Genomic DNA, 19,349 nt, shown 5'->3' with positions numbered 1-19,349 from the left:
AAGGACAGGTGATTTTATATGATTATGACAAATAAGCAGGAAAAGTTTATTCGTGAAGATTATGAAAAGAAAATAGACGAACTTATAGCAAAAATGACGCTAAAGGAAAAGATAGGGCAGTTAGTTCAGATATCTCCATCACTGTTTGGAGCATTTGGACTAACAGTAGATGAATTAATTCAAAAGCTTGTTAATGGGGAGTTATCTCCAGAAGAATTTGAAAAGCTTGATAGAGATTATCACGAAGATGAAATACGTGAAGGAATAATTGGTTCCATGGGAGGAGTAATTGGAGCTGAAAAGAGCAATGAACTTCAAAGAATTGCAATTGAAGAGTCTAGACTTGGTATTCCAATGCTTTTTGGACTTGATGTTATACATGGCTTTAGAACTGTATTTCCCATACCTTTAGCTGAAGCTTGCAGTTTTGATATTGATATGATTAAAAAGAGTGCCCGAATTGCAGCAAAAGAAGCTTCAGCAGCAGGGATTCATTGGACTTTTGCACCAATGGTGGATATATCCAGAGATCCACGCTGGGGAAGAATAGCAGAAGGAGCTGGTGAAGATACTTATTTAGGCAGCGTTATTGCTGCAGCAAGAGTAGAGGGTTTTCAAGGGGATGATTTATCCGACACAGAAAGCATACTTGCCTGTGCTAAGCATTTTGCAGCCTATGGTGCAGCAGTTGCAGGAAGAGATTATAATACGGTAGATATGTCCCTGCAGACTTTACATGAGGTTTATCTGCCTCCTTTTGAAGCAGCAGCAAAGGCTGGGGCAGCAACCTTTATGAGTTCTTTTAACGATATAAATGGAGTGCCTAGTACTGCAAATAAATATCTTTTAACTGATGTTTTAAGAGGTAAATTTGGATTTAATGGATTTGTTGTAAGTGATGCAAATTCTGTAGCTGAATGTGTTGTACATGGACATTCAGCTGACAGAAAGGAAGCCAGCAGAAAAGCATTACTGGCTGGACTGGATATGGATATGAGCCATGGAACTTTCAGAGAAGACCTGCCTGACCAGGCAGCTGATGGAACTATACCAGAAGAGGTTTTAAATGAAGCAGTAAGAAGAATACTAAGAATAAAATTTATGATGGGGTTATTTGATAATCCTTATAGAACAAGTAAAGAAAAAGAAGAAAAGACTATATTATGTGCTGAACATATTGAAGCTGCAAGAGAGATGGCAAAGCGTTCAATAGTGCTTTTAAAGAATGAAAATAATATTCTTCCATTAAAAAAGAACTTAAAGAAAATTGCAGTTGTAGGTCCTCTTGCAGATAATGCTGAAGAAATGCTTGGAACCTGGGCTGTTACAGGAAGAGCAGAGGATGTAGTTACTATTTTATCAGGAATAAAATCTAAAGTAAGCAGCGAAACTGAAATTTTATATGCTAAAGGCTGTGAAATAACTGGTGATAAAGATGCTGACTTTAAAGAAGCAGTTGAAGCTGCAAGCAAGGCTGATGTTGTTATAGCAGTAGTTGGTGAAAAGTCAGACATGAGCGGAGAAGCTTCAAGCAGAATGTATCTTGATTTACCGGGAAAACAGGAGGAGCTTTTAAAAGCACTTCATGAAACTAATAAACCGTTAATTGTAGTTTTAATTAACGGAAGACCTTTAACTATTCCATGGGTTTCAGAAAATGCAGCTTCTATAGTAGAAGCATGGCAATTAGGTATACAAAGTGGTCCTGCTGTTGCAGATGTATTATTTGGAGATTATAATCCAAGCGGAAAGTTAGTAGTTACATTTCCGTATTCAGTAGGGCAAGTACCTATTTATTATAATCATCCTATGACAGGCAGACCTGCTGGTAAGATAAAATTTACATCAAAATATATAGATGGACCTGTAGAACCATTATATCCTTTTGGATTTGGATTAAGCTATACAACTTTCAGTTATAATAATTTAGTTTTATCATCAACAGAAGTTAAAGCAAATGAAAAATTAATAATAAGTGTTGATGTAACAAATACAGGAAATGTAGCTGGGGAAGAAATAGTACAGGTTTATGTATCAGATGTAACTGCAAGCAGAGTAAGACCTGTTAAAGAACTTAAAGGTTTTAAAAAGATACTGCTTCAGCCAGGTCAATGCGAAACTGTAAGTATAGAGCTTAATGTCAGTGAACTTGGGTTTTACAATGAAAATCTAGAATATATTGTGGAACCAGGATTATTTAAGATATATGCTGGACCAAACTCAAAAGAAGGTTTAGAAGGAGAGTTTAACGTTTATGAGTAGTAAAATTTTTAATAACCCAATTCTTCCAGGATTTTATCCTGATCCGTCAATCTGCAGGGCAGGAGAATACTATTATCTGATTAATTCAAGTTTCTCTTTTTTTCCTGGGATACCGATATTCAAAAGCAAGGATCTTGTTAATTGGAAACAGATTGGTCATGTATTAGACAGACCATCTCAGTTAAACTTAGATGGAGCTGCATATACTGGAGGAATATTTGCACCTACAATAAGGTATCATAATGGAACATTTTATGTAATTACTACAAATGTAGATAATGGAGGGAATTTCATTGTAACAGCGGAAAATCCGAAAGGACCATGGTCAGACCCTTATTGGCTTGATGATGCACCGGGAATAGATCCTTCTTTGTTTTTTGATGATGACGGCAGGGCTTATTATATAGGAACAAGAAGTAAAAAGGAGCCAAAGTATTTCGGAGATCAGGAAATTTGGCTTCAAGAGCTTGATTTAAATACAATGAAGCTTGTTGGCGAAAGCTATGCACTTTGGGATGGAGCTTTAAAAAATGCATTTTTCCCTGAAGGTCCTCATCTATATAAAATTAATGGATATTATTATCTTATGATTGCTGAAGGAGGCACAGACCACTATCACTCAGTTACTATTGCAAGAAGTAAAAGTATATTAGGACCATATGAAGGAAATCCAGGCAATCCTATATTAACTCACAGACATATTGGTAAAGGTTATCCCATATCAAATCCAGGACATGCAGATATTGTGGAAACTCAAAATGGACAATGGTATATGGTAGCTTTAGCTTCCCGTCCTTATGGAGGGTATTATAAAAATCTATGCAGAGAAACATTTTTAATGCCTGTTGAGTGGGAAGACGGCTGGCCTATTGTAAGCCCGGGAACGGGTCGTATTGAATTTACTTACCCATTTCCTAATCTTCCTGAATATAAAATTGATAAAAGAGAAAATCGTGATGATTTTGATAAGGAAACCTTAGACTATGTATGGAATTTTTACCACACCCCGAGAGAAAATTTCTGGAGTCTTACAGAAAGAAAAGGACATTTAAGATTAAAGCTTAGTTCTTTAGGATTAGTTGAAATTCTTAAAATGCCTCCATATGATGCTAAATACGAAAGAAGAAAGGAAATAATTTTAGATTGTCCTAGCTTTATAGGAAGACGTCAGCAGCATATGAACTTTGAGGCTCATGTAAAAATGGAGTTTAAGCCTCAAGGTGAAAATGAAGCTGCAGGAGCCGCATTAATTCAAAATAACAATCATCAATTCAGATTTGAATATACAGTTGAAAATGGTGAGAAGGTTATTCGCCTAATTAAGCATACTTCTAAAGTTGAACTTGATTTTGCAGCAAAAACATTTAATTACGAAAATCTAGAAGAAAAACTGGCGCAGAAAGCTTTTGCTTCAGAAGTAATATATTTAAAAGTAACTGCCAGAGGTCAAGATTACAGCTTTTATTATGGAGACAGTTTAGAATCAATGAAACCTCTTATAGAAAATGTGGATGGAAGAATATTAAGTCCTGAAATAGCAGGGGGATGCTCAGGAACTTATATAGGCATGTTTGCTTCAAGTAATGGAAAACATAGTGATAATATGGCTGATTTTGATTGGTTTGAGTATAGAGGAGAGAAATAAACAAAGCTGATAAGGAGAAAGAGGGAAAAGTTATGAAAAGTTTGCCTGAAATTAGAAAGTACAATGGCATTGATACTTTATTTGTTAAGGATGAACCTTTTATTGTACTATCAGGGGAAATACACAATTCAAGTGCCAGCAGTCTTGAGTTTATGAAGAAAAATGTTTGGCCGAATTTACAAGGCTTAAATATGAATACAGTTATTATTCCAATATATTGGGAACTTATTGAAGAGAAAGAAGGAGTTTTTGATTATTCTATTTTAGACGGTATTGTTTCCCAAGCAAGAGAAAATAAAATGCATTTAATTTTATTGTGGTTTGGTTTGTGGAAGAATTCAGAATCTTCTTATGTACCAGCATGGATAAAAAGAGATGTTGATACTTATTTTCATGCTCGAAAAGTAAATGGGGAAGCAATTAACACTATATCTCCTTTATGCCAGGCTGCTATTGATAAGGATGCTAATGCATTAGCTCATATTATGGCACATTTAAAAGAAATTGACCAAGAAGAAAATACAGTAATTGCAATTCAGGTGGAAAATGAAATTGGTCTTCTTGGAACTGACAGAGATTATTCGAAAGAGGCAGAAAGTGAATTTGCAAAACATGTGCCACCTGAGATAGAAAAGGAATTTTCTGTTTCTGGCAGCTGGAAGGATTGTTTTGGAGATGAAGCTGGAGAATACTTTATGGCATATCATTTTGCTAAGGCTGTAGAATATATTACGAAAGCAGCACAAAAAGAATACAATCTTCCATGTTATGCAAATGCCTGGTTAAAGCAGTATCCATGGTACGCTGGGTCTTATCCAAGCGGAGGACCTATTATATCTATGTATAAGATGTGGAAGCTTATGGCTCCATCTTTGTTCTGCTTTGCACCGGATATATATGTTCCATATGTACCGCAGATTATGGAAGAGTATTCGCAAAAGGGCAATCCTCTTTTTATTCCAGAAGTACGTAAAGATGCAGTAACAGCTTCCTATGCGTTGTATGCCTTTGGAAAATATAATGCTATTGGATATTCACCTTTTGCTGTAGAGGAATTATCTATGGATCCGGAGGATATTGACAAGCCTCCTATGGAAGTAATGATTGCATTAAACATTGATCCTTCAGCATTTGATATAAAAGGAAGTAAAGCTTACCTTTCAAGGGTATATGAGTTGATGGAAAATATTAAGCCCTTGTATTTCAAATATCGTGGTACATCTAAACTTCAAAGCTTTGTGAAAAAGTCAGAATATGATTTTGGAGCATTTTTACACTTTCAAAAATACGATATGCAGATAGCTTATGCACCTAAACAGCCATATAAACCAGTAGCTGCAGGAATGATATATGAAATATCTGAAAATAGTTTTTATATTATAGGTATGATGTGTTCTATTAAAATTCTGCCAAAGCCGGGTGAAAATGTTAAAGTTGAGATTCTGAAATTTGAAGAAGGGGATTTCTATAAAGGTGAATGGAAGAGTAGACGCAGGTTAAATGGTGATGAAAAAATAGCATTGAATTTAAAGGATATGCCGAGCTGTTTTTATGTTGAGGTTTATAAGTTTTAAGATTATAAAGGTGAAATAATAATTTAAAATAAAATTTGATACGCTCCTCTCTATAATAAAACTGTTTATTATAGAGAGGAGCGTATTGTTTTATAGCTTACACTTTATTTATTTTACTTTTCACTTAAATAATCTTTCTCATATCCTAAAAGCTTATTAATAATATTTTCACTTATCTTATTTACTTTATCAAAATTCATATTAGGAATATAATAAGTTTCCATCTGATCATGAAGAATTTTTGCGGAAGCTATAATTTTAAGTCCTTTGTTAAGCAGCTCATAAAATATTTCAGAGACCTGTTTAATTTCTTCTCTGTTTTTACCAAGTACATTAGAGTTTAAGTAGTTATCCATATATATTTGCTTGCCTTCAAGCTTTCTATTATTAATCTCATTAGAAGTAACAACAGCTGTATTTAGTTCTGGAATGAAAATATGTTCAATTCTTTCCGGAATAAGCGGGTCGTGGAAAAATTGAACGTTATAGCCTCTTTTAAGAGCTTCTTTAGATAGAAAATCAAGAACTTCAGTTTTGCCTGTACCAGGACCTCCATTAAGTACATAAACTGTGCCGCAGTCTTTTATTATAGTTTCCACATAAGTTACAATGCCATTTGGTGTAAAGGCTGTTAAAAAAAGATGCCTCTCTGAGCCGTAAGTATTTTTAGAAGCTGTAAAAATTTTGGCTTTAAGCTCATCTTTAAGTTTATTAAGCTTGCCTGGGTTTAAAGCTTCGTTGTTAAAATTGCTCCAATCATCATGTACAGCTCTGGCAGCTCCAATAAATCTATAAGCACGTTTGAATGTCTTACCAACTTCTTTATTTATTTCTATTATATTTTTTCTGTATTTTTTAAAGCCTTCTTCATTCCAGCAGTCGCCCATATTCAGAATTTCGTCAACTGCTCCTGGATTTAAAGGGTCAACCACATGTGGTGCAGTTCCATCTAAAATAGCAACATTCAAACCTTTAATAACAACTCCATCCAATGAGTTATTATCTGACGAACAGTGATGATACTCTATATCGTAGCCTTTATCATTAAAAAAAGCAGCTACTTTTTTCATAAGTGAAGACTTTCCTGTGCCTGGTCCGCCTTTAATACATATTATTCTTCTAGCTTCTTCTTGATTTAAAATATACCTGTAGAAAGAATAAAAGCCTTTGGATGTGTTTCCACCAGGGAATAAGTCAATTGTTTTTCCTTTCATAGCTCACACTCCTAAAAATCTAATCACTATATACTATGTAGTAAACAGGTATTGTGTGAAACTTTTTATTGCATTACTTTTCAAAAGGTTGTTGGCAAGGTGTGTATAGATATTTAGTTTTAGAATATAAAGTTGTTTATTTGTGTATTGAGGTAAATTTTGTTGTTATAAGTTTAGCATTATTATATTTGAATTTTTTATTTCGATAGAATATTATAATTTTTCATAGAATTTTATTGTATACGTATGCTTATGTTAGTTGATAAAATGTAATCGTAAACACAAGGTGTAAAAATAAATATAAAATAAAGGGGGAACTTATTAATGAAAAAAAATTTAAAGAAATTAGTGGCATTAGCACTTTCTTTAACGGCAGGTATTACAGCATTTACAGGCTGTAGTACAAAAGGAACAAATACATCTTCTCAGGGAAAATCATCAGGGCCTGTAACTCTTACTTACGCAATTTGGGATAAGAACCAAGAGCCAGGTATGAGAGCTATAGCTGATGCATTTGAAGCTAAAAATACTGATATAAAAATTAAGGTAGAGGTTACACCTTGGGAACAATATTGGACAAAACTAGAAGCAGGTGCTACTGGCGGATCTGTTCCAGATATATTTTGGATGCACTCAAACAACTTTGTAAAGTATGCTTCAGCAAAACAGTTATTAGATTTAACTGATAAGGTTAAAAACAGTAAGGATATGAGTATGGATAACTTCCCTAAGGGACTTGTTGATTTGTACACATTTGATGGGAAAACTTATGGTATTCCAAAGGATTATGACACAATAGCACTTTGGTATAATAAGAAAATGTTTGATGAAAAGAAGATTACTTATCCAGATGCAACTTGGGACTGGAACAAACTTTTAGAAGCTGCTCAAAAATTAAATGATCCAGCTAAGGGAGTTTATGGATTTGTTGCTCCAGCAGATGCACAACAAGGATATTATAATTTTATACATCAAAATGGTGGGTATATACTTTCACAAGATAAGAAGAAGTCAGGTTATGATCAGCCAGAAGCAAAAGAAGCTATTCAATGGTTAGTTGATTTAAGTCAAAAATATAAAGTATCTCCTACTCAGGACAAGTTTGCTGATACAAGCTTTACTCAATATTTCGAATCAGGAAAAGCTGCAATGGGTCTTTTTGGTTCATGGATGGTAAGTGAGTTTAAAGCTAATGACTATGTAAGAGAAAATTGTAATGTAGCAGTAATTCCACAAGGAAAACAAAGAGCCACTATTTACAACGGGCTTGCAAATGTTGCTTATGCTAAAACTAAGTATCCAGAGCAAGTATGGAAGTTCTTAGAGTTCTTAGGAACAAAAGAAGCTAATCAAATTCAGGCTGAAAAAGGTGCTGCGATACCAGCATTTAAAGGAACTGAACAGGCTTGGGTTGATTTCTCAAAAGAGTTTAATTTAAAGGTTTATCCGGAAATGTTAGATTATGCAGTAATAATGGCTAATTCTAAGACAAGAAATAAATGGCAGGAAATAGAAACAGATATTTTAAAGAAAGTATGGATGAAAGAGCTTACAGTTGAAGAAGGAGCAAATCAACTTGCTAAGCAAATAGATGAACTTTTAGCAACTGAAAAATAAGTTACTTTAAAAATAGCAATTAGTACTAAATTACTAATTGCTATTCTTCTAATAAATTTATCTATATGTTAAGTTAAGTCCTTTATTTAGAATAAGCATAAAGGGGATGAAAAGATTGAAGTTAGAGGCTGAAAGCAATATATCAACGTCTTCATATACAAAAATAAAAGCAAGTAAGAAGGATTTAAAGGATTACGCATGGGCTTATTTTATGATTGCCCCTACAATAATCGGTCTTATAATTTTAAATGTATGGCCTATAATTCAAACCTTTTGGTTAAGCTTGCATAAAACCGGCGATTTTGGTTTAAATGAATTTGTTGGTTTTGATAATTATAAACAATTATTTCAAGATAAAATAGTAATACAAGCTATTGCTAATACTTTTATGTATTCTATAGTATCTGTTCCAATAGGAATAATTCTTTCGCTTTTAATTGCGGTACTAATAAATTCTCATATTAAAGGTAAATCTTTATATCGTACAATCTACTTTCTGCCAATGGTTTCTGCTCCAGCAGCTATAGCTATGGTTTGGAGATGGATGTATAATGGTGAATTTGGTTTATTTAATTACTTGCTTTCTTTAATTGGGGTTAAAGGAATAAATTGGCTTACAGATCCTAAATTTTCGCTAGTTTCAGTAATAATTGTAGGTATATGGAGTACACTAGGATATAACATGGTTATACTTCTTGCAGGACTTCAAGAAATACCGGGAACTTTCTATGAAGCCGCAGAAATTGATGGTGCAGGGTCTGTTCGTCAGTTTTTCACAATAACACTTCCGCTAGTATCACCAACAATGTTCTTTGTTGTTATTACAACAATTATAGGATCATTGCAAGTGTTTGATCATATATTTATGATGATTGACAAGACTAATATAGCTCTTGAAAAAACACAATCATTAGTTTATTTATTTTATAAATATTCATTTGTTATGTATGATAAAGGATATGGTTCAACTATTGTAATGTTCTTGCTTGCAGTAATACTGATAATTACAGTAATTCAACTTTACCTGCAAAAGAAATGGGTTCATTATCAATAAATCAAGGAGGTGTAACCAGTGAGTGTAAAATCAACTAAAAATAATTATATAATACACACTGTACTTATAGTCGGCTCGATAGCCATGTTGCTTCCATTTATTTGGATGATTTTAACTTCATTAAAATCTCTTACAGAATCTACATCAATACCACCGACGATATTGCCTAAAGAAACGAGATGGTATAATTACAAAGATGTATGGGATATACTGCCTTTTCCAAAATTTTATATAAATACTATATTAATGCTTTTAGGCAGAATAGCAGGCTCAGTATTTTTCAGTTCCATGGCAGCCTATGCTTTTGCAAGATTAAAATTTCCAGGAAAAAATATATTGTTTATGATAGTTCTTATACAAATGATGGTACCTGGACAAATATTTATAATTCCACAGTACCTTTTAGTTTCAAAATTAGGATGGTTAAACTCTATTAAAGCTTTAATTGTACCTGGTATAGTAAGTGCTTTTGGTACATTCCTGCTTAGACAATTTTTCATTGGAATCCCAAATGAATTAGAAGAAGCAGCTTTATTAGATGGTTGTAACAGATGGCAGATATTCTGGAAGATTATGCTTCCTCTTACAAGGTCAGGACTTATAGCCCTTGGAATATTTACTTCATTATTTGCTTGGAAAGATTTAATGTGGCCTTTAGTAGTAAATATGTCCATAGAAAAAATGCCATTATCAGCAGGACTTGCATCATTACAAGGGCAGTATTCAACTAACTTTCCACAGCTTATGGCAGGTTCAATGATAGCCATTTGGCCTATGCTTTTAATATTCATTATATTTCAGAAACAATTTATTCAAGGTATTGCAACTACAGGTTCTAAAAATTAGCTTTTAAGAAAAGATAATAAGCTGCTGCACAATTAGTTTAATAATCAGCTGTGCAGCAGCTCCTGTTTTTGTTTATAATTTTTGGTAAAAAATAAGAGATATAAATTCTAATAAATGTTATAATTAAATAAAAATGTTTTCAAGCCATTAAAAATATATATATTAAGAGGTATACAAGATGTTAGGCAAGGTTTTAAAAAAACTAAGCATTGTTATTTGTATTGCATTTTCAGGGACAAGCTTTTTGTCGTGTACAAATGAAAATAATAATGAAACACCTTCTAGCAAAGAGCTTTTGGAGTATTCAATATTTTTTGGTATATCAACAAAAGTACAGAAGGCTGTGGAAAATCCTAATGATGTTGTTACTAAATATATTGAGAATAGGTTCAATATACATGTAAACAGAGTAATACAGCCTAATGATCAGATTTCAGCTAAGGAAAGGCTTAATATGTTTATAGCTGCAAACGATATACCTGATGTGCTTGTAGCAGCTAAGGATATTGCAGATTATGCTGTGTCCACTGGGAAATTTGCGGATTTAACTGATTATATAAAAGATATGCAAAACTTCAATAAATATTTCCCAGAAAATATGTGGTATAGATTCACAAACAATGATAAAAAGTATCAGATACCAGTTGTTAAAATTAATCCTTCAGATGATAGTTATAAGGATAATCCTTATTGTCTGCCTTATTTACATTCTTTATGGGTAAGGGAGGATGTGCTTAAAAAGCTTGGATATAAATTTACTCCGTTAGATGATATAGCAAAGCAGTATATGGACAAAGGCAAAATAGCTCCGCTTGAGTCTTATTATATTGACCCACCCATAGATACACCGTATAAGTTTTTAGATTTTTTAAGGAAGGTTAAAGAGTTAAATATAAAAGAAGGCAATAAAGAGGTTGTACCTTTTTCTAGTATAAATTGGAGTACTTTTCATCTTGGAAGCATGTTTGATTATGGACATTGGAGAATAGATAAAAATGGAAATATAGAAGGTTTTTTAGGAACTCCAGAGGCAAAAGAGTGGATGAAAATGCTTTGGACCATGTATAGAGAGAAGCTTATTGATAAAAACTTTCTTCTTCAAAGTGCTGAGGAATTACAGAAAAAAATAGAACAAGGCAAGGTAAGTTCTGGTATGATTATTCCGGACTTTAATAGAGCGGTTAATTCTATGAGCAAGGTGGATTTAAATTATAAAATAAGGTTTATACCTTTACCAAAGAAAAACAAGGATTTAGGATTTTACGACATAGCACAGCCGGGTTTTTACAGATATCTTATAAGAAAAGATTTTAAAGACATAAAAAGACTTATTGAATATTTTGATTGGTTTTATTCTGATGAAGGACTGGATATATTAACTTGGGGTCCAGAGAATGCCGGGCTTTGGGAAATAAAAGATGGAAAAAAGCAGTTTAAAAATAAAGAATTAGCAGAATCACTTATAAATGGTACGAATGGTAGAGAAGAAAGCCCTGAAAAGTATGGATTATGGGCTCCTGTAGGTAATTCTTCAGAATTGACTTTTTTTACATCAAAAGCAGCTGTATGTGCACCAGTTTTAGCAGATTTTAATCCTTTTGATAGCAGAAAAAATTATGATATGAAGATTGACAAATATATGGCAAATAGACAAATTGCTCTAGGTGGATATGATACAAAAGGAATTGCTTCATATGGTGATGGAGGTATGAATACTTCTATTACTTCTACTTATTTTTGGGCTGAATTTCAAAATGTTGGCATTGCCAAAATACTTAGCGCAAAGGATGAAAAAGAATTTGAAACAGCTTGGAAAGAGCAGTTTGATTTATTTATTAATAAAGGCAGGTATTATAAAGCAAGAGAAGATATGATTAAATGGTTTAATAGATATGGCAGGATATATTAATTACCTATGTTAAGAGGCATAATAATAAAAAATTGGAGGAAATATAATGTTTAATTTGCTTATAGTAGACGACTTTCAAATAGATAGAAAAAACATAAGAGATATACTTTATTCTTTTCATGATATGCCGATTAATATTGCAGGTGAGTGTGATAATGGAATTGAGGTTATGGAGTTTCTTGAAGAAAATAAAGTAGATATAATTATAAGCGACATTGAGATGCCTTTTATGAATGGATTAGAGCTGGCAAGGAATGTGAATTTTAAATATCCTAATATAAAAATAATCTTTTGCTCTTTATATGATGAATTTGAGTATGCAAGGAAAGCACTTTTTTTAAATACTTATGGTTATATACTAAAACCTATAGATAAAGAGGAGTTAGAAAAAGCTTTAAACAGCATAATTTTAGAAATAAAAAACGAAGTAGGTTTTAAGAAAGAATATGAGAAACTTAAACAGATAATTGAAAGCAGCAGGCCTCAGCTTATAAATAATTTTATTAGAGAAATTATTAACGGCATCACAATAAATGATCAGAATATAATGGATAAAGCGGATTATTTAGGTGTTAAATTTGTTAGTGGGAATTTTATTTTAGCTTATATAGAGATTGATAACTATGAAAAAGTTATTGAAAATAAGTCTATTGAACAAAGGCAGTTTTTTACTATTAAAGTATATGAAAAGCTTAAGGAGATTTCCAGAAGTTGTGGGAATTATCCTATTGTAAGGCTGGATGATTGTCATTTTGTTTATTTAGTCAGCGGTTATAATAAAAGCGAGATACAGGAAGAAATTTTGAAGTTTTCTAGAAATGTTATAGAAGTATTCAATATATCTGATACAAGTGTGACTATTTCTTGTAGTGATATATGTGAAAAAGTTGAGAATGTGAAATCTTTATATCAGCAATGCCTTTATATAATGAGATATAAATTTACTTTAGGTAATGGCAAGGTATTAAAATCAAGCGATATACCTTCTAGTACCTATAGTCATGATATAGATATAAATACAATGCAAAAAGATATAAAGTTTTTAATTAACTCAGGAAATAAGGAGGAAATAATAAGCTATGTTGATAAGCTTTTTATAAATGAATTTGAGAAAGTCTCTGAAAGATATTTAAGAAACCTTAGTTTTTCAATTGTTATATCTGTAATATTTGTTTTCAATGAAAATAATGAAAGTTTAAATAGTATATTTAAAGATGAAAAACTAGTTTGGGAGGAACTGTTAAAGTTTGAGACTATAGAACATTTAAAAATATGGGTTAAAAATTTGCTTTTAAATGCTAATAATTATTTTACTAGTAAAGCAAGAACTAAACATAAGATTGTAGTTGAAGAAGCTAAAAAATTTATAGATAGAAATTTTGCAAAGGGTATAACCATAGAAACTATAGCAGATGAGCTTCATTATAGCCCTAATTATTTAAGTTACATCTTTAAACAGGAAGTAGGAGAAACAATAGCTGATTATATTACAAAGCTTAAAATAGAAAAAGCAAAAAATATGCTTTTAGATATACGAAATAAAATTTATAGTGTTTCTGAGGCATTAGGCTTTAGTAATACAGCGTATTTTTGCAGTGTGTTTAAAAAATTTACTTTAATGACACCAAAGGAATATAGGGAAAGGCATAAATCATGATGAATAGGTTTAAAAATAAAATAATAGATTATCTTAATGATATAACATTAACTCGAAAATTAATACTAGCTTTTTCTGCCCTTATAGTTTTAACTGTATTGATAATTGGAGTAATTTCAATATATTTTTCAAGAAAATATCTTATAGAAAGTGAAAAAGCTAATATTGAGCAAAATATGATTCAGTTAAATAATGGTTTAGACTATTTTTTTGAAATATATATGGATAGAACTAATCTTGTGTTTATGAGTGATGAGCTTCAATATATAATGAAAACTCCTGTTTTTAATATTGGACAGGCTGTTGAAATTGATAAAAAAATAAAGTATTTATGTGATTATATAGAAAATGATAATAAATATCCAGAACTTAAAAATTCTTACTATTACGGAGGAAATATATTTTATAGGTTATATTTAGATAACGATAGTTTTACATCATTTGGAGGTCAAACTAAGCCACTTAGAAATATAGTAAAAGAAGATTGGTATAAAGATTTTGAGGTTGAAACTAGAACCTTTAAATGGAAAGGTAACGAAATTATTAATGGGGAGTTTTATGTGTCTTTAAGCAGAAGGCTTGTAAATTTCGATAGTTCAGAAACAAAAGGGCTGCTTCAAGTGTTTATACCAGTACAAAGAATAAACAATGTCATAAAATCCATCGTTGGCAGCAATAGCCACAAGGTTTACTATGTTGATGATAATAACAATAATATAATAGGAACTCAAGAGAAGGGTTTAGAAAAAGATAATGATTTTGATAAGTTAAAGTTTATAAATTTGCCCGAGGGAACAAGTAGTATTACATTAAACCATAAAAATTTTTTAGTAGGTTTTTTAAAGTCTGGAACCACAGGCTGGAAAATAATTTACCTTGTGCCTATAGAGGAGATAACCCGAAAGACTCAAACAATGATTATTTTAAATGCAGTATTAATGCTTTTAGCGTTATTGCTTTGTGCAGCCATTGCATATAGTCTGTCTGATATTATTACTAGAAGAATAAAAATACTTGTAAAGAAAGCTAATATGATTGGTGAGAATAATTTAAAAACAACTTTATCACTCAAAGGAAATGATGAGCTTGGAAAGTTGGATAGAACATTTGATAAAATGGTGGAAAGAATTAATAATTTGATAGAAACAGAATACAAATCTCAAATAATGATAAATAGGGTTAAACTTGAGCTTCTTCAAGAGCAGATAAATCCGCATCTTTTGTATAATACTTTAGCAATGGTAAGTTACACGGCAAAAAAAGAAGGCAGGCTTGAAATAGTTCATATAACTGACAGCCTTTCTAACTTTTATAAGGGAATTTTAAGCCGAGGCAAAACATTATGCAGTTTTAAGGAAGAAGTAGATATGGTTAAAATTTATGTAGATTTAATCAGATACGTTTATAGTATTCAAATTGATGTTATTTTTGATATAGATGAAACAGTATATAGTTTATATACATTAAAGCTTTTACTTCAGCCTGTAATTGAAAATGCTATAGTTCATGGGATAAAGCCTAAAAAAAGCGGTACAATAGTACTTAGTATTTATAATGAAGAAGATAAAATAGAAGTATTGGTTTCTGATGATGGAATAGGAATGAGTAAAGATGCAGTAGATATGTTTAACAGCATAACATCGTATAAAGATATAGAAAAAGGATATGGTTTTAGAAATGTGATAAAAAGAATAAAATTATTTTTTGGAGATAATTATGGAGCTAATGTTAAAAGTGTTCCTTCGGAAGGTACTACCATTGTTATGACACTTCCAATAATAAAAAAAGAGGAAGCAGATTCTATTACATTAGGAAAAGGTTAGTTTGTTTTCTAACCTTTCTTTTTTATTATAAGATTATAGTATTTTATAATTTTTCATAGAATTTCAATGTATACGTTTTAGTTAAAATTCGCTATAATTTAATTATTGATACAATAAAGTATAATGTTACGCATTTAAGAAGGGAAGAAGTTTTTATGGGAATAATGTATAATGAATTTAATAAAGTTTTTCATTTGCAGGCTGGAAACACAAGTTATGTTATGCAGGTATATAGAGATGGGTATCTTGCTCACTTGTATTGGGGCAGGAAGATAAAAAATATTAATTCAGAGGAACTTATAATATTAAAAGGAAGAACATCTTTTTCAGCAAATCCGGATCTTAATGATAAAGTGTTTTCATTAGATATTCTTCCTCAAGAATATCCTGCATATGGGAATACAGATTTTCGAACTCCTGCATATCAATTGCAGTTGAAAAATGGAAGTACAATAACAGATTTAAGATATGAATCACATAGAATCTTTAAAGGAAAAAAGGTGTTAGAAGGTCTCCCAGCTACTTATGTAGAAAATGATAATGAAGCTGAAACTTTAGAAATAGAGTTAGTAGATTCTTTAATAGGATTAAAGGTTATTCTTTCATATACAGTATTTGAAAATTTTAATGCAATAGCAAGGAGTGTTAGGTTTATAAATTATGGTCAAGAAAATTTAAAGCTGCTTCGTGCATTAAGTATGAGCGTAGATTTTATAAGAGATGATTTTGATTTTATGCATTTATTTGGATCTTGGGCAAGAGAAAGACACATTGTTAGAGAAGCACTAAAGCCGGGAGTTCATCAAATAGACAGCAGAAGAGGGGCAAGCAGTCATGAGCATAATCCATTTATTGCTCTATTAAGCAGTGATTGTAATGAGGAACATGGAGAAGTTTATGGGTTTAATTTAGTATATAGCGGAAATTTTTTAGCTCAAGCAGAGATTAATATGTATAAAACTACTAGAATATCTATTGGGATAAACCCATTTGATTTTTCGTGGCTTTTAGAACCAGGACAAGCTTTTCAAACTCCTGAAGTTGTTATGGTATATTCTTATGAAGGTTTAGGAGGAATGTCAAGAACTTATCATAAACTTTATCGTACAAGACTTTGCAGGGGAGAGTTTAGAGATAAAACAAGACCTGTGTTGGTAAATAACTGGGAAGCTACCTATTTTAAATTTAATGCAGAAAAGATTGAAAATATTGCAAAGACAGCAAAAGAACTTGGAATAGAGCTCTTTGTTCTTGATGATGGCTGGTTCGGAAAAAGAGATAATGATAATTGTTCGTTAGGAGACTGGGTGCCGGATAAAAATAAACTGCCTAATGGACTGAAAGATTTGGCAAAGCGTATAAATGATTTAGATATGCAGTTTGGTTTATGGTTTGAGCCGGAAATGGTATCACCAGATAGTGATTTATATAGAAAGCATCCAGATTGGTGTCTTCATGTCCCAAATAGATCACGCTCAACAGCAAGAAGTCAATTAGTTCTTGATTTATCAAGAGAGGACGTTTGTAATTATATTATAAAATCTGTATCAGATATATTAAGAACTGTACCAATAAGCTATGTTAAGTGGGATATGAACAGAAATATGACAGAGATAGGATCAGCATTGCTGCCTCCTGAGAGACAAAGGGAAACTGCCCATAGATATATGCTTGGTTTATATAAGGTTATGGAAATTATAACAAGTGCTTTTCCAAATGTGTTATTTGAGGGCTGTGCTGGTGGAGGTGGACGTTTCGACGCAGGTATACTTTATTATATGCCGCAAATATGGACTAGTGACGATACTGATGCTGTTGAAAGATTAAAAATACAATACGGTACAAGTGTTGTATATCCAGCAAGCACTATGGGAGCTCATGTTTCAGCAGTACCTAATCATCAAGTTCATAGAAATACTTCTCTTAAGATGAGGGGAGATGTGGCAATGTCGGGAAATTTTGGATATGAGCTTGATCTTACAAAGTTTACAGAAGAAGAAAAAGAAGAAGTAAAGAAGCAGGTTGTTAGGTATAAAGAATTAAGAGAACTTATTCAATTTGGTGATATGTATAGACTATTAAGTCCATTTGAAGGAAATGAAACTGCATGGATGTACGTATCAGAAGATAAGACAGAGGCTTTTGTTGCATATTTTAGAATTCTTGCTGAACCAGATGCTCCAGTAAGAAGATTAACTTTAAGAGGCTTAAATCCAGATAAAACTTATATAGTTGAAGGAAAAAAAGGAGTATATGGTGGAGATGAATTAATGAATATAGGGATTGCTTTGCCGGATCTTCAAGGAGATTATAAGAGTGCCATATGGAAAATAAAAGCTGAATAAAAATGCAGAAGGTTACTTTTATAGGTGCAGGCAGCACTATTTTTGCAAAAAATGTGCATGGAGATTGGTTGCCCAAATACAAATAAACCTTTTACGCAAAAAAGTCCCTTGTGAGAGGGACTTTTTATAATACAGTAAAATCTCTATCTATAGTTATCAGTGCATTGTAGAGGGGATGAATTTTTTTAAGTTCTTTATTGATATTTTTTTTCAGAGTTTCTTCGTCCTCATGTTTAAAACCTTTAGTATGCTCTACTACAAGGTCAAAAACTAAGTTTTTGTATTCTCCATCTCCTACTACTCTGAAATCATGCATGGATTTTACTAATGGGAAATTTTTTATAATACCTTCTAGTTCCTCTCTTGCTTTGTTAACTTCCTTACTGTCTGTATTTATTGGATCCATGTGTATAACTAGAAAAATATTAAGCTTTTTTGAAAGCTCTCTTTCTGCTTTATCTATAATTTCATGTATTGTAACAACAGAAATATCGCAGGGAATTTCTGCGTGGATAGAAGCCATACAGCGTCCCGGTCCGTAGTTATGTATTATTAAATCATGTACGCCGCTTATATGTTCATAGCTTAAAACTCCGGATTTTATACTTTCAACGAGTTCAGCATCTGGAGCTTCTCCTAAAAGGGGACTTAATGTATCTCTTGTTAGTGTAAAACCAGAGTACAAAATAAATAAAGCTACCAATATACCTATGTAACCGTCTATTGGAAAAGCAGTCCATTTTGATACTAAAAGTGATAGTGCAACGCAGCTTGATGTAAATACATCTCCGAGTGCATCTAAGGATGAAGCCTCAAGGGCATCTGAATTTATGGATTTACCGATAAATTTATTAAAACTGCTGAGCCAGATTTTTGCAGCTATAGATACTAAAAGAAGTATAAAAGGAATTAATTCAAAAGTAACTGGTGAAGGATTGACTATTCTGTCAAAAGAAGCTTTAATAAATTGAAAGCCTACAAGCATAACCATGAAAGATACTATAAGTGCAGAGATATATTCAATTCTTCCATGACCAAAGGGATGCTCCTCATCTGCAGGCTTGCTGGCCAGCTTAAAACCTGCAATGGTTATAATTGAAGAGGCTGCATCAGATAAATTATTAAAGGCATCAGCAATTACAGCTATACTGTCAGAGATTAAACCAACAGAGAGCTTTATTGCAAATAGAACAGCATTTACACAAACACCAACTATTCCTCCAAGGTAACCATAAGAATCTCGAACCTTAGTATCTTTAGTATTCTCATGATTTTTTATAAAACGTGAAACTAAAAATTGAGATAACACAATAACACTCCTTAAAATAATAATAATTTTAATATAGCACATAATACCAATAATGCAAGTAAATAAATAAAAACATGGAAATTATAACTATTTA

Annotated in this window: 12 protein-coding genes; 10 read left to right on the top strand and 2 right to left on the bottom strand. The window is 32.0% G+C overall.

Features of this window, described 5'->3' with window-relative positions; translation table 11 throughout:
- Positions 1 to 18 precede the first annotated feature (18 nt).
- The 3 genes from M2651_RS02545 to M2651_RS02535 are packed head-to-tail and all read left to right on the top strand — an operon-like array spanning position 19 to position 5,481.
- Positions 19 to 2,262 carry a glycoside hydrolase family 3 N-terminal domain-containing protein gene (locus M2651_RS02545; protein ID WP_252130767.1) on the top strand — a complete coding sequence of 748 codons (2,244 nt, stop codon included), beginning with the start codon at positions 19 to 21 and terminating at the stop codon, positions 2,260 to 2,262.
- A complete protein-coding gene (locus M2651_RS02540) occupies positions 2,255 to 3,907 on the top strand; it encodes a glycoside hydrolase family 43 protein (protein WP_252130766.1) in 1,653 nt (550 codons plus the stop codon). The genes M2651_RS02545 and M2651_RS02540 overlap by 8 nt, the downstream gene beginning before the upstream one ends.
- A gap of 32 nt (positions 3,908 to 3,939) precedes the next feature.
- On the top strand, positions 3,940 to 5,481 hold the full coding sequence (locus tag M2651_RS02535; RefSeq protein ID WP_252130765.1) for a DUF5597 domain-containing protein: 1,542 nt from the start codon (positions 3,940 to 3,942) through the stop codon (positions 5,479 to 5,481).
- A gap of 113 nt (positions 5,482 to 5,594) precedes the next feature.
- Here M2651_RS02535 and M2651_RS02530 read toward each other — a convergent pair whose 3' ends face one another.
- Positions 5,595 to 6,695: a PRK06851 family protein gene (locus tag M2651_RS02530; protein WP_252130764.1), complete on the bottom strand. Its 1,101-nt coding sequence runs from the start codon at positions 6,693 to 6,695 to the stop codon at positions 5,595 to 5,597.
- 324 nt (positions 6,696 to 7,019) lie between these two features.
- On the opposite strand from M2651_RS02530, the gene M2651_RS02525 reads away from it, so the two are divergent.
- The 7 genes from M2651_RS02525 to M2651_RS02495 all read left to right on the top strand — a co-directional run bounded on the left by M2651_RS02525 (position 7,020) and on the right by M2651_RS02495 (position 17,946).
- Positions 7,020 to 8,312: an ABC transporter substrate-binding protein gene (locus M2651_RS02525; RefSeq protein WP_252130763.1), complete on the top strand. Its 1,293-nt coding sequence runs from the start codon at positions 7,020 to 7,022 to the stop codon at positions 8,310 to 8,312.
- Between the two features lie 106 nt (positions 8,313 to 8,418).
- Entirely contained in the window at positions 8,419 to 9,366 is a 948-nt protein-coding gene (locus M2651_RS02520) for a carbohydrate ABC transporter permease (protein ID WP_434062131.1), read from the top strand.
- Between the two features lie 18 nt (positions 9,367 to 9,384).
- Positions 9,385 to 10,212, top strand: a complete 828-nt coding sequence (locus tag M2651_RS02515; RefSeq protein WP_252130762.1) for a carbohydrate ABC transporter permease — start codon at positions 9,385 to 9,387, stop codon at positions 10,210 to 10,212.
- A 178-nt stretch (positions 10,213 to 10,390) separates the two neighbouring features.
- A complete protein-coding gene (locus tag M2651_RS02510) occupies positions 10,391 to 12,121 on the top strand; it encodes a type 2 periplasmic-binding domain-containing protein (protein WP_252130761.1) in 1,731 nt (576 codons plus the stop codon).
- A gap of 46 nt (positions 12,122 to 12,167) precedes the next feature.
- Positions 12,168 to 13,778 carry a response regulator transcription factor gene (locus tag M2651_RS02505; protein ID WP_252130760.1) on the top strand — a complete coding sequence of 537 codons (1,611 nt, stop codon included), beginning with the start codon at positions 12,168 to 12,170 and terminating at the stop codon, positions 13,776 to 13,778.
- Positions 13,775 to 15,601: a sensor histidine kinase gene (locus tag M2651_RS02500; protein WP_252130759.1), complete on the top strand. Its 1,827-nt coding sequence runs from the start codon at positions 13,775 to 13,777 to the stop codon at positions 15,599 to 15,601. Before M2651_RS02505 ends, M2651_RS02500 begins: the two co-directional genes overlap by 4 nt.
- A 155-nt stretch (positions 15,602 to 15,756) precedes the next feature.
- A complete protein-coding gene (locus M2651_RS02495) occupies positions 15,757 to 17,946 on the top strand; it encodes an alpha-galactosidase (RefSeq protein WP_252130758.1) in 2,190 nt (729 codons plus the stop codon).
- A gap of 124 nt (positions 17,947 to 18,070) precedes the next feature.
- On the opposite strand, the gene M2651_RS02490 is transcribed toward M2651_RS02495, so the two are convergent.
- Positions 18,071 to 19,255: a cation diffusion facilitator family transporter gene (locus M2651_RS02490; RefSeq protein ID WP_252130757.1), complete on the bottom strand. Its 1,185-nt coding sequence runs from the start codon at positions 19,253 to 19,255 to the stop codon at positions 18,071 to 18,073.
- Between the last annotated feature and the right edge of the window lie 94 nt (positions 19,256 to 19,349).

The sequence above is a fragment of the Clostridium caldaquaticum genome (assembly GCF_023806125.1).
In the GTDB taxonomy this organism is placed as follows: domain Bacteria; phylum Bacillota; class Clostridia; order Clostridiales; family Clostridiaceae; genus Clostridium_AT; species Clostridium_AT caldaquaticum.
The sequence above is the reverse complement of the archived record's forward strand: the minus strand, read 5'-3'. Positions and strand labels throughout refer to the sequence as shown.

Bases quoted from the DNA above. Each gene is read 5' to 3' on its own strand.
- M2651_RS02540 (WP_252130766.1), top strand. From the start codon at position 2,255: ATGAGTAGTAAAATTTTTAATAACCCAATTCTTCCAGGATTTTATCCT.
- M2651_RS02535 (WP_252130765.1), top strand. From the start codon at position 3,940: ATGAAAAGTTTGCCTGAAATTAGAAAGTACAATGGCATTGATACTTTA.
- M2651_RS02500 (WP_252130759.1), top strand. From the start codon at position 13,775: ATGATGAATAGGTTTAAAAATAAAATAATAGATTATCTTAATGATATA.
- M2651_RS02520 (WP_434062131.1), top strand. From the start codon at position 8,419: ATGAAAAGATTGAAGTTAGAGGCTGAAAGCAATATATCAACGTCTTCA.
- M2651_RS02505 (WP_252130760.1), top strand. From the start codon at position 12,168: ATGTTTAATTTGCTTATAGTAGACGACTTTCAAATAGATAGAAAAAAC.
- M2651_RS02545 (WP_252130767.1), top strand. From the start codon at position 19: ATGATTATGACAAATAAGCAGGAAAAGTTTATTCGTGAAGATTATGAA.
- M2651_RS02510 (WP_252130761.1), top strand. From the start codon at position 10,391: ATGTTAGGCAAGGTTTTAAAAAAACTAAGCATTGTTATTTGTATTGCA.
- M2651_RS02525 (WP_252130763.1), top strand. From the start codon at position 7,020: ATGAAAAAAAATTTAAAGAAATTAGTGGCATTAGCACTTTCTTTAACG.
- M2651_RS02495 (WP_252130758.1), top strand. From the start codon at position 15,757: ATGGGAATAATGTATAATGAATTTAATAAAGTTTTTCATTTGCAGGCT.
- M2651_RS02530 (WP_252130764.1), bottom strand. From the start codon at position 6,695: ATGAAAGGAAAAACAATTGACTTATTCCCTGGTGGAAACACATCCAAA.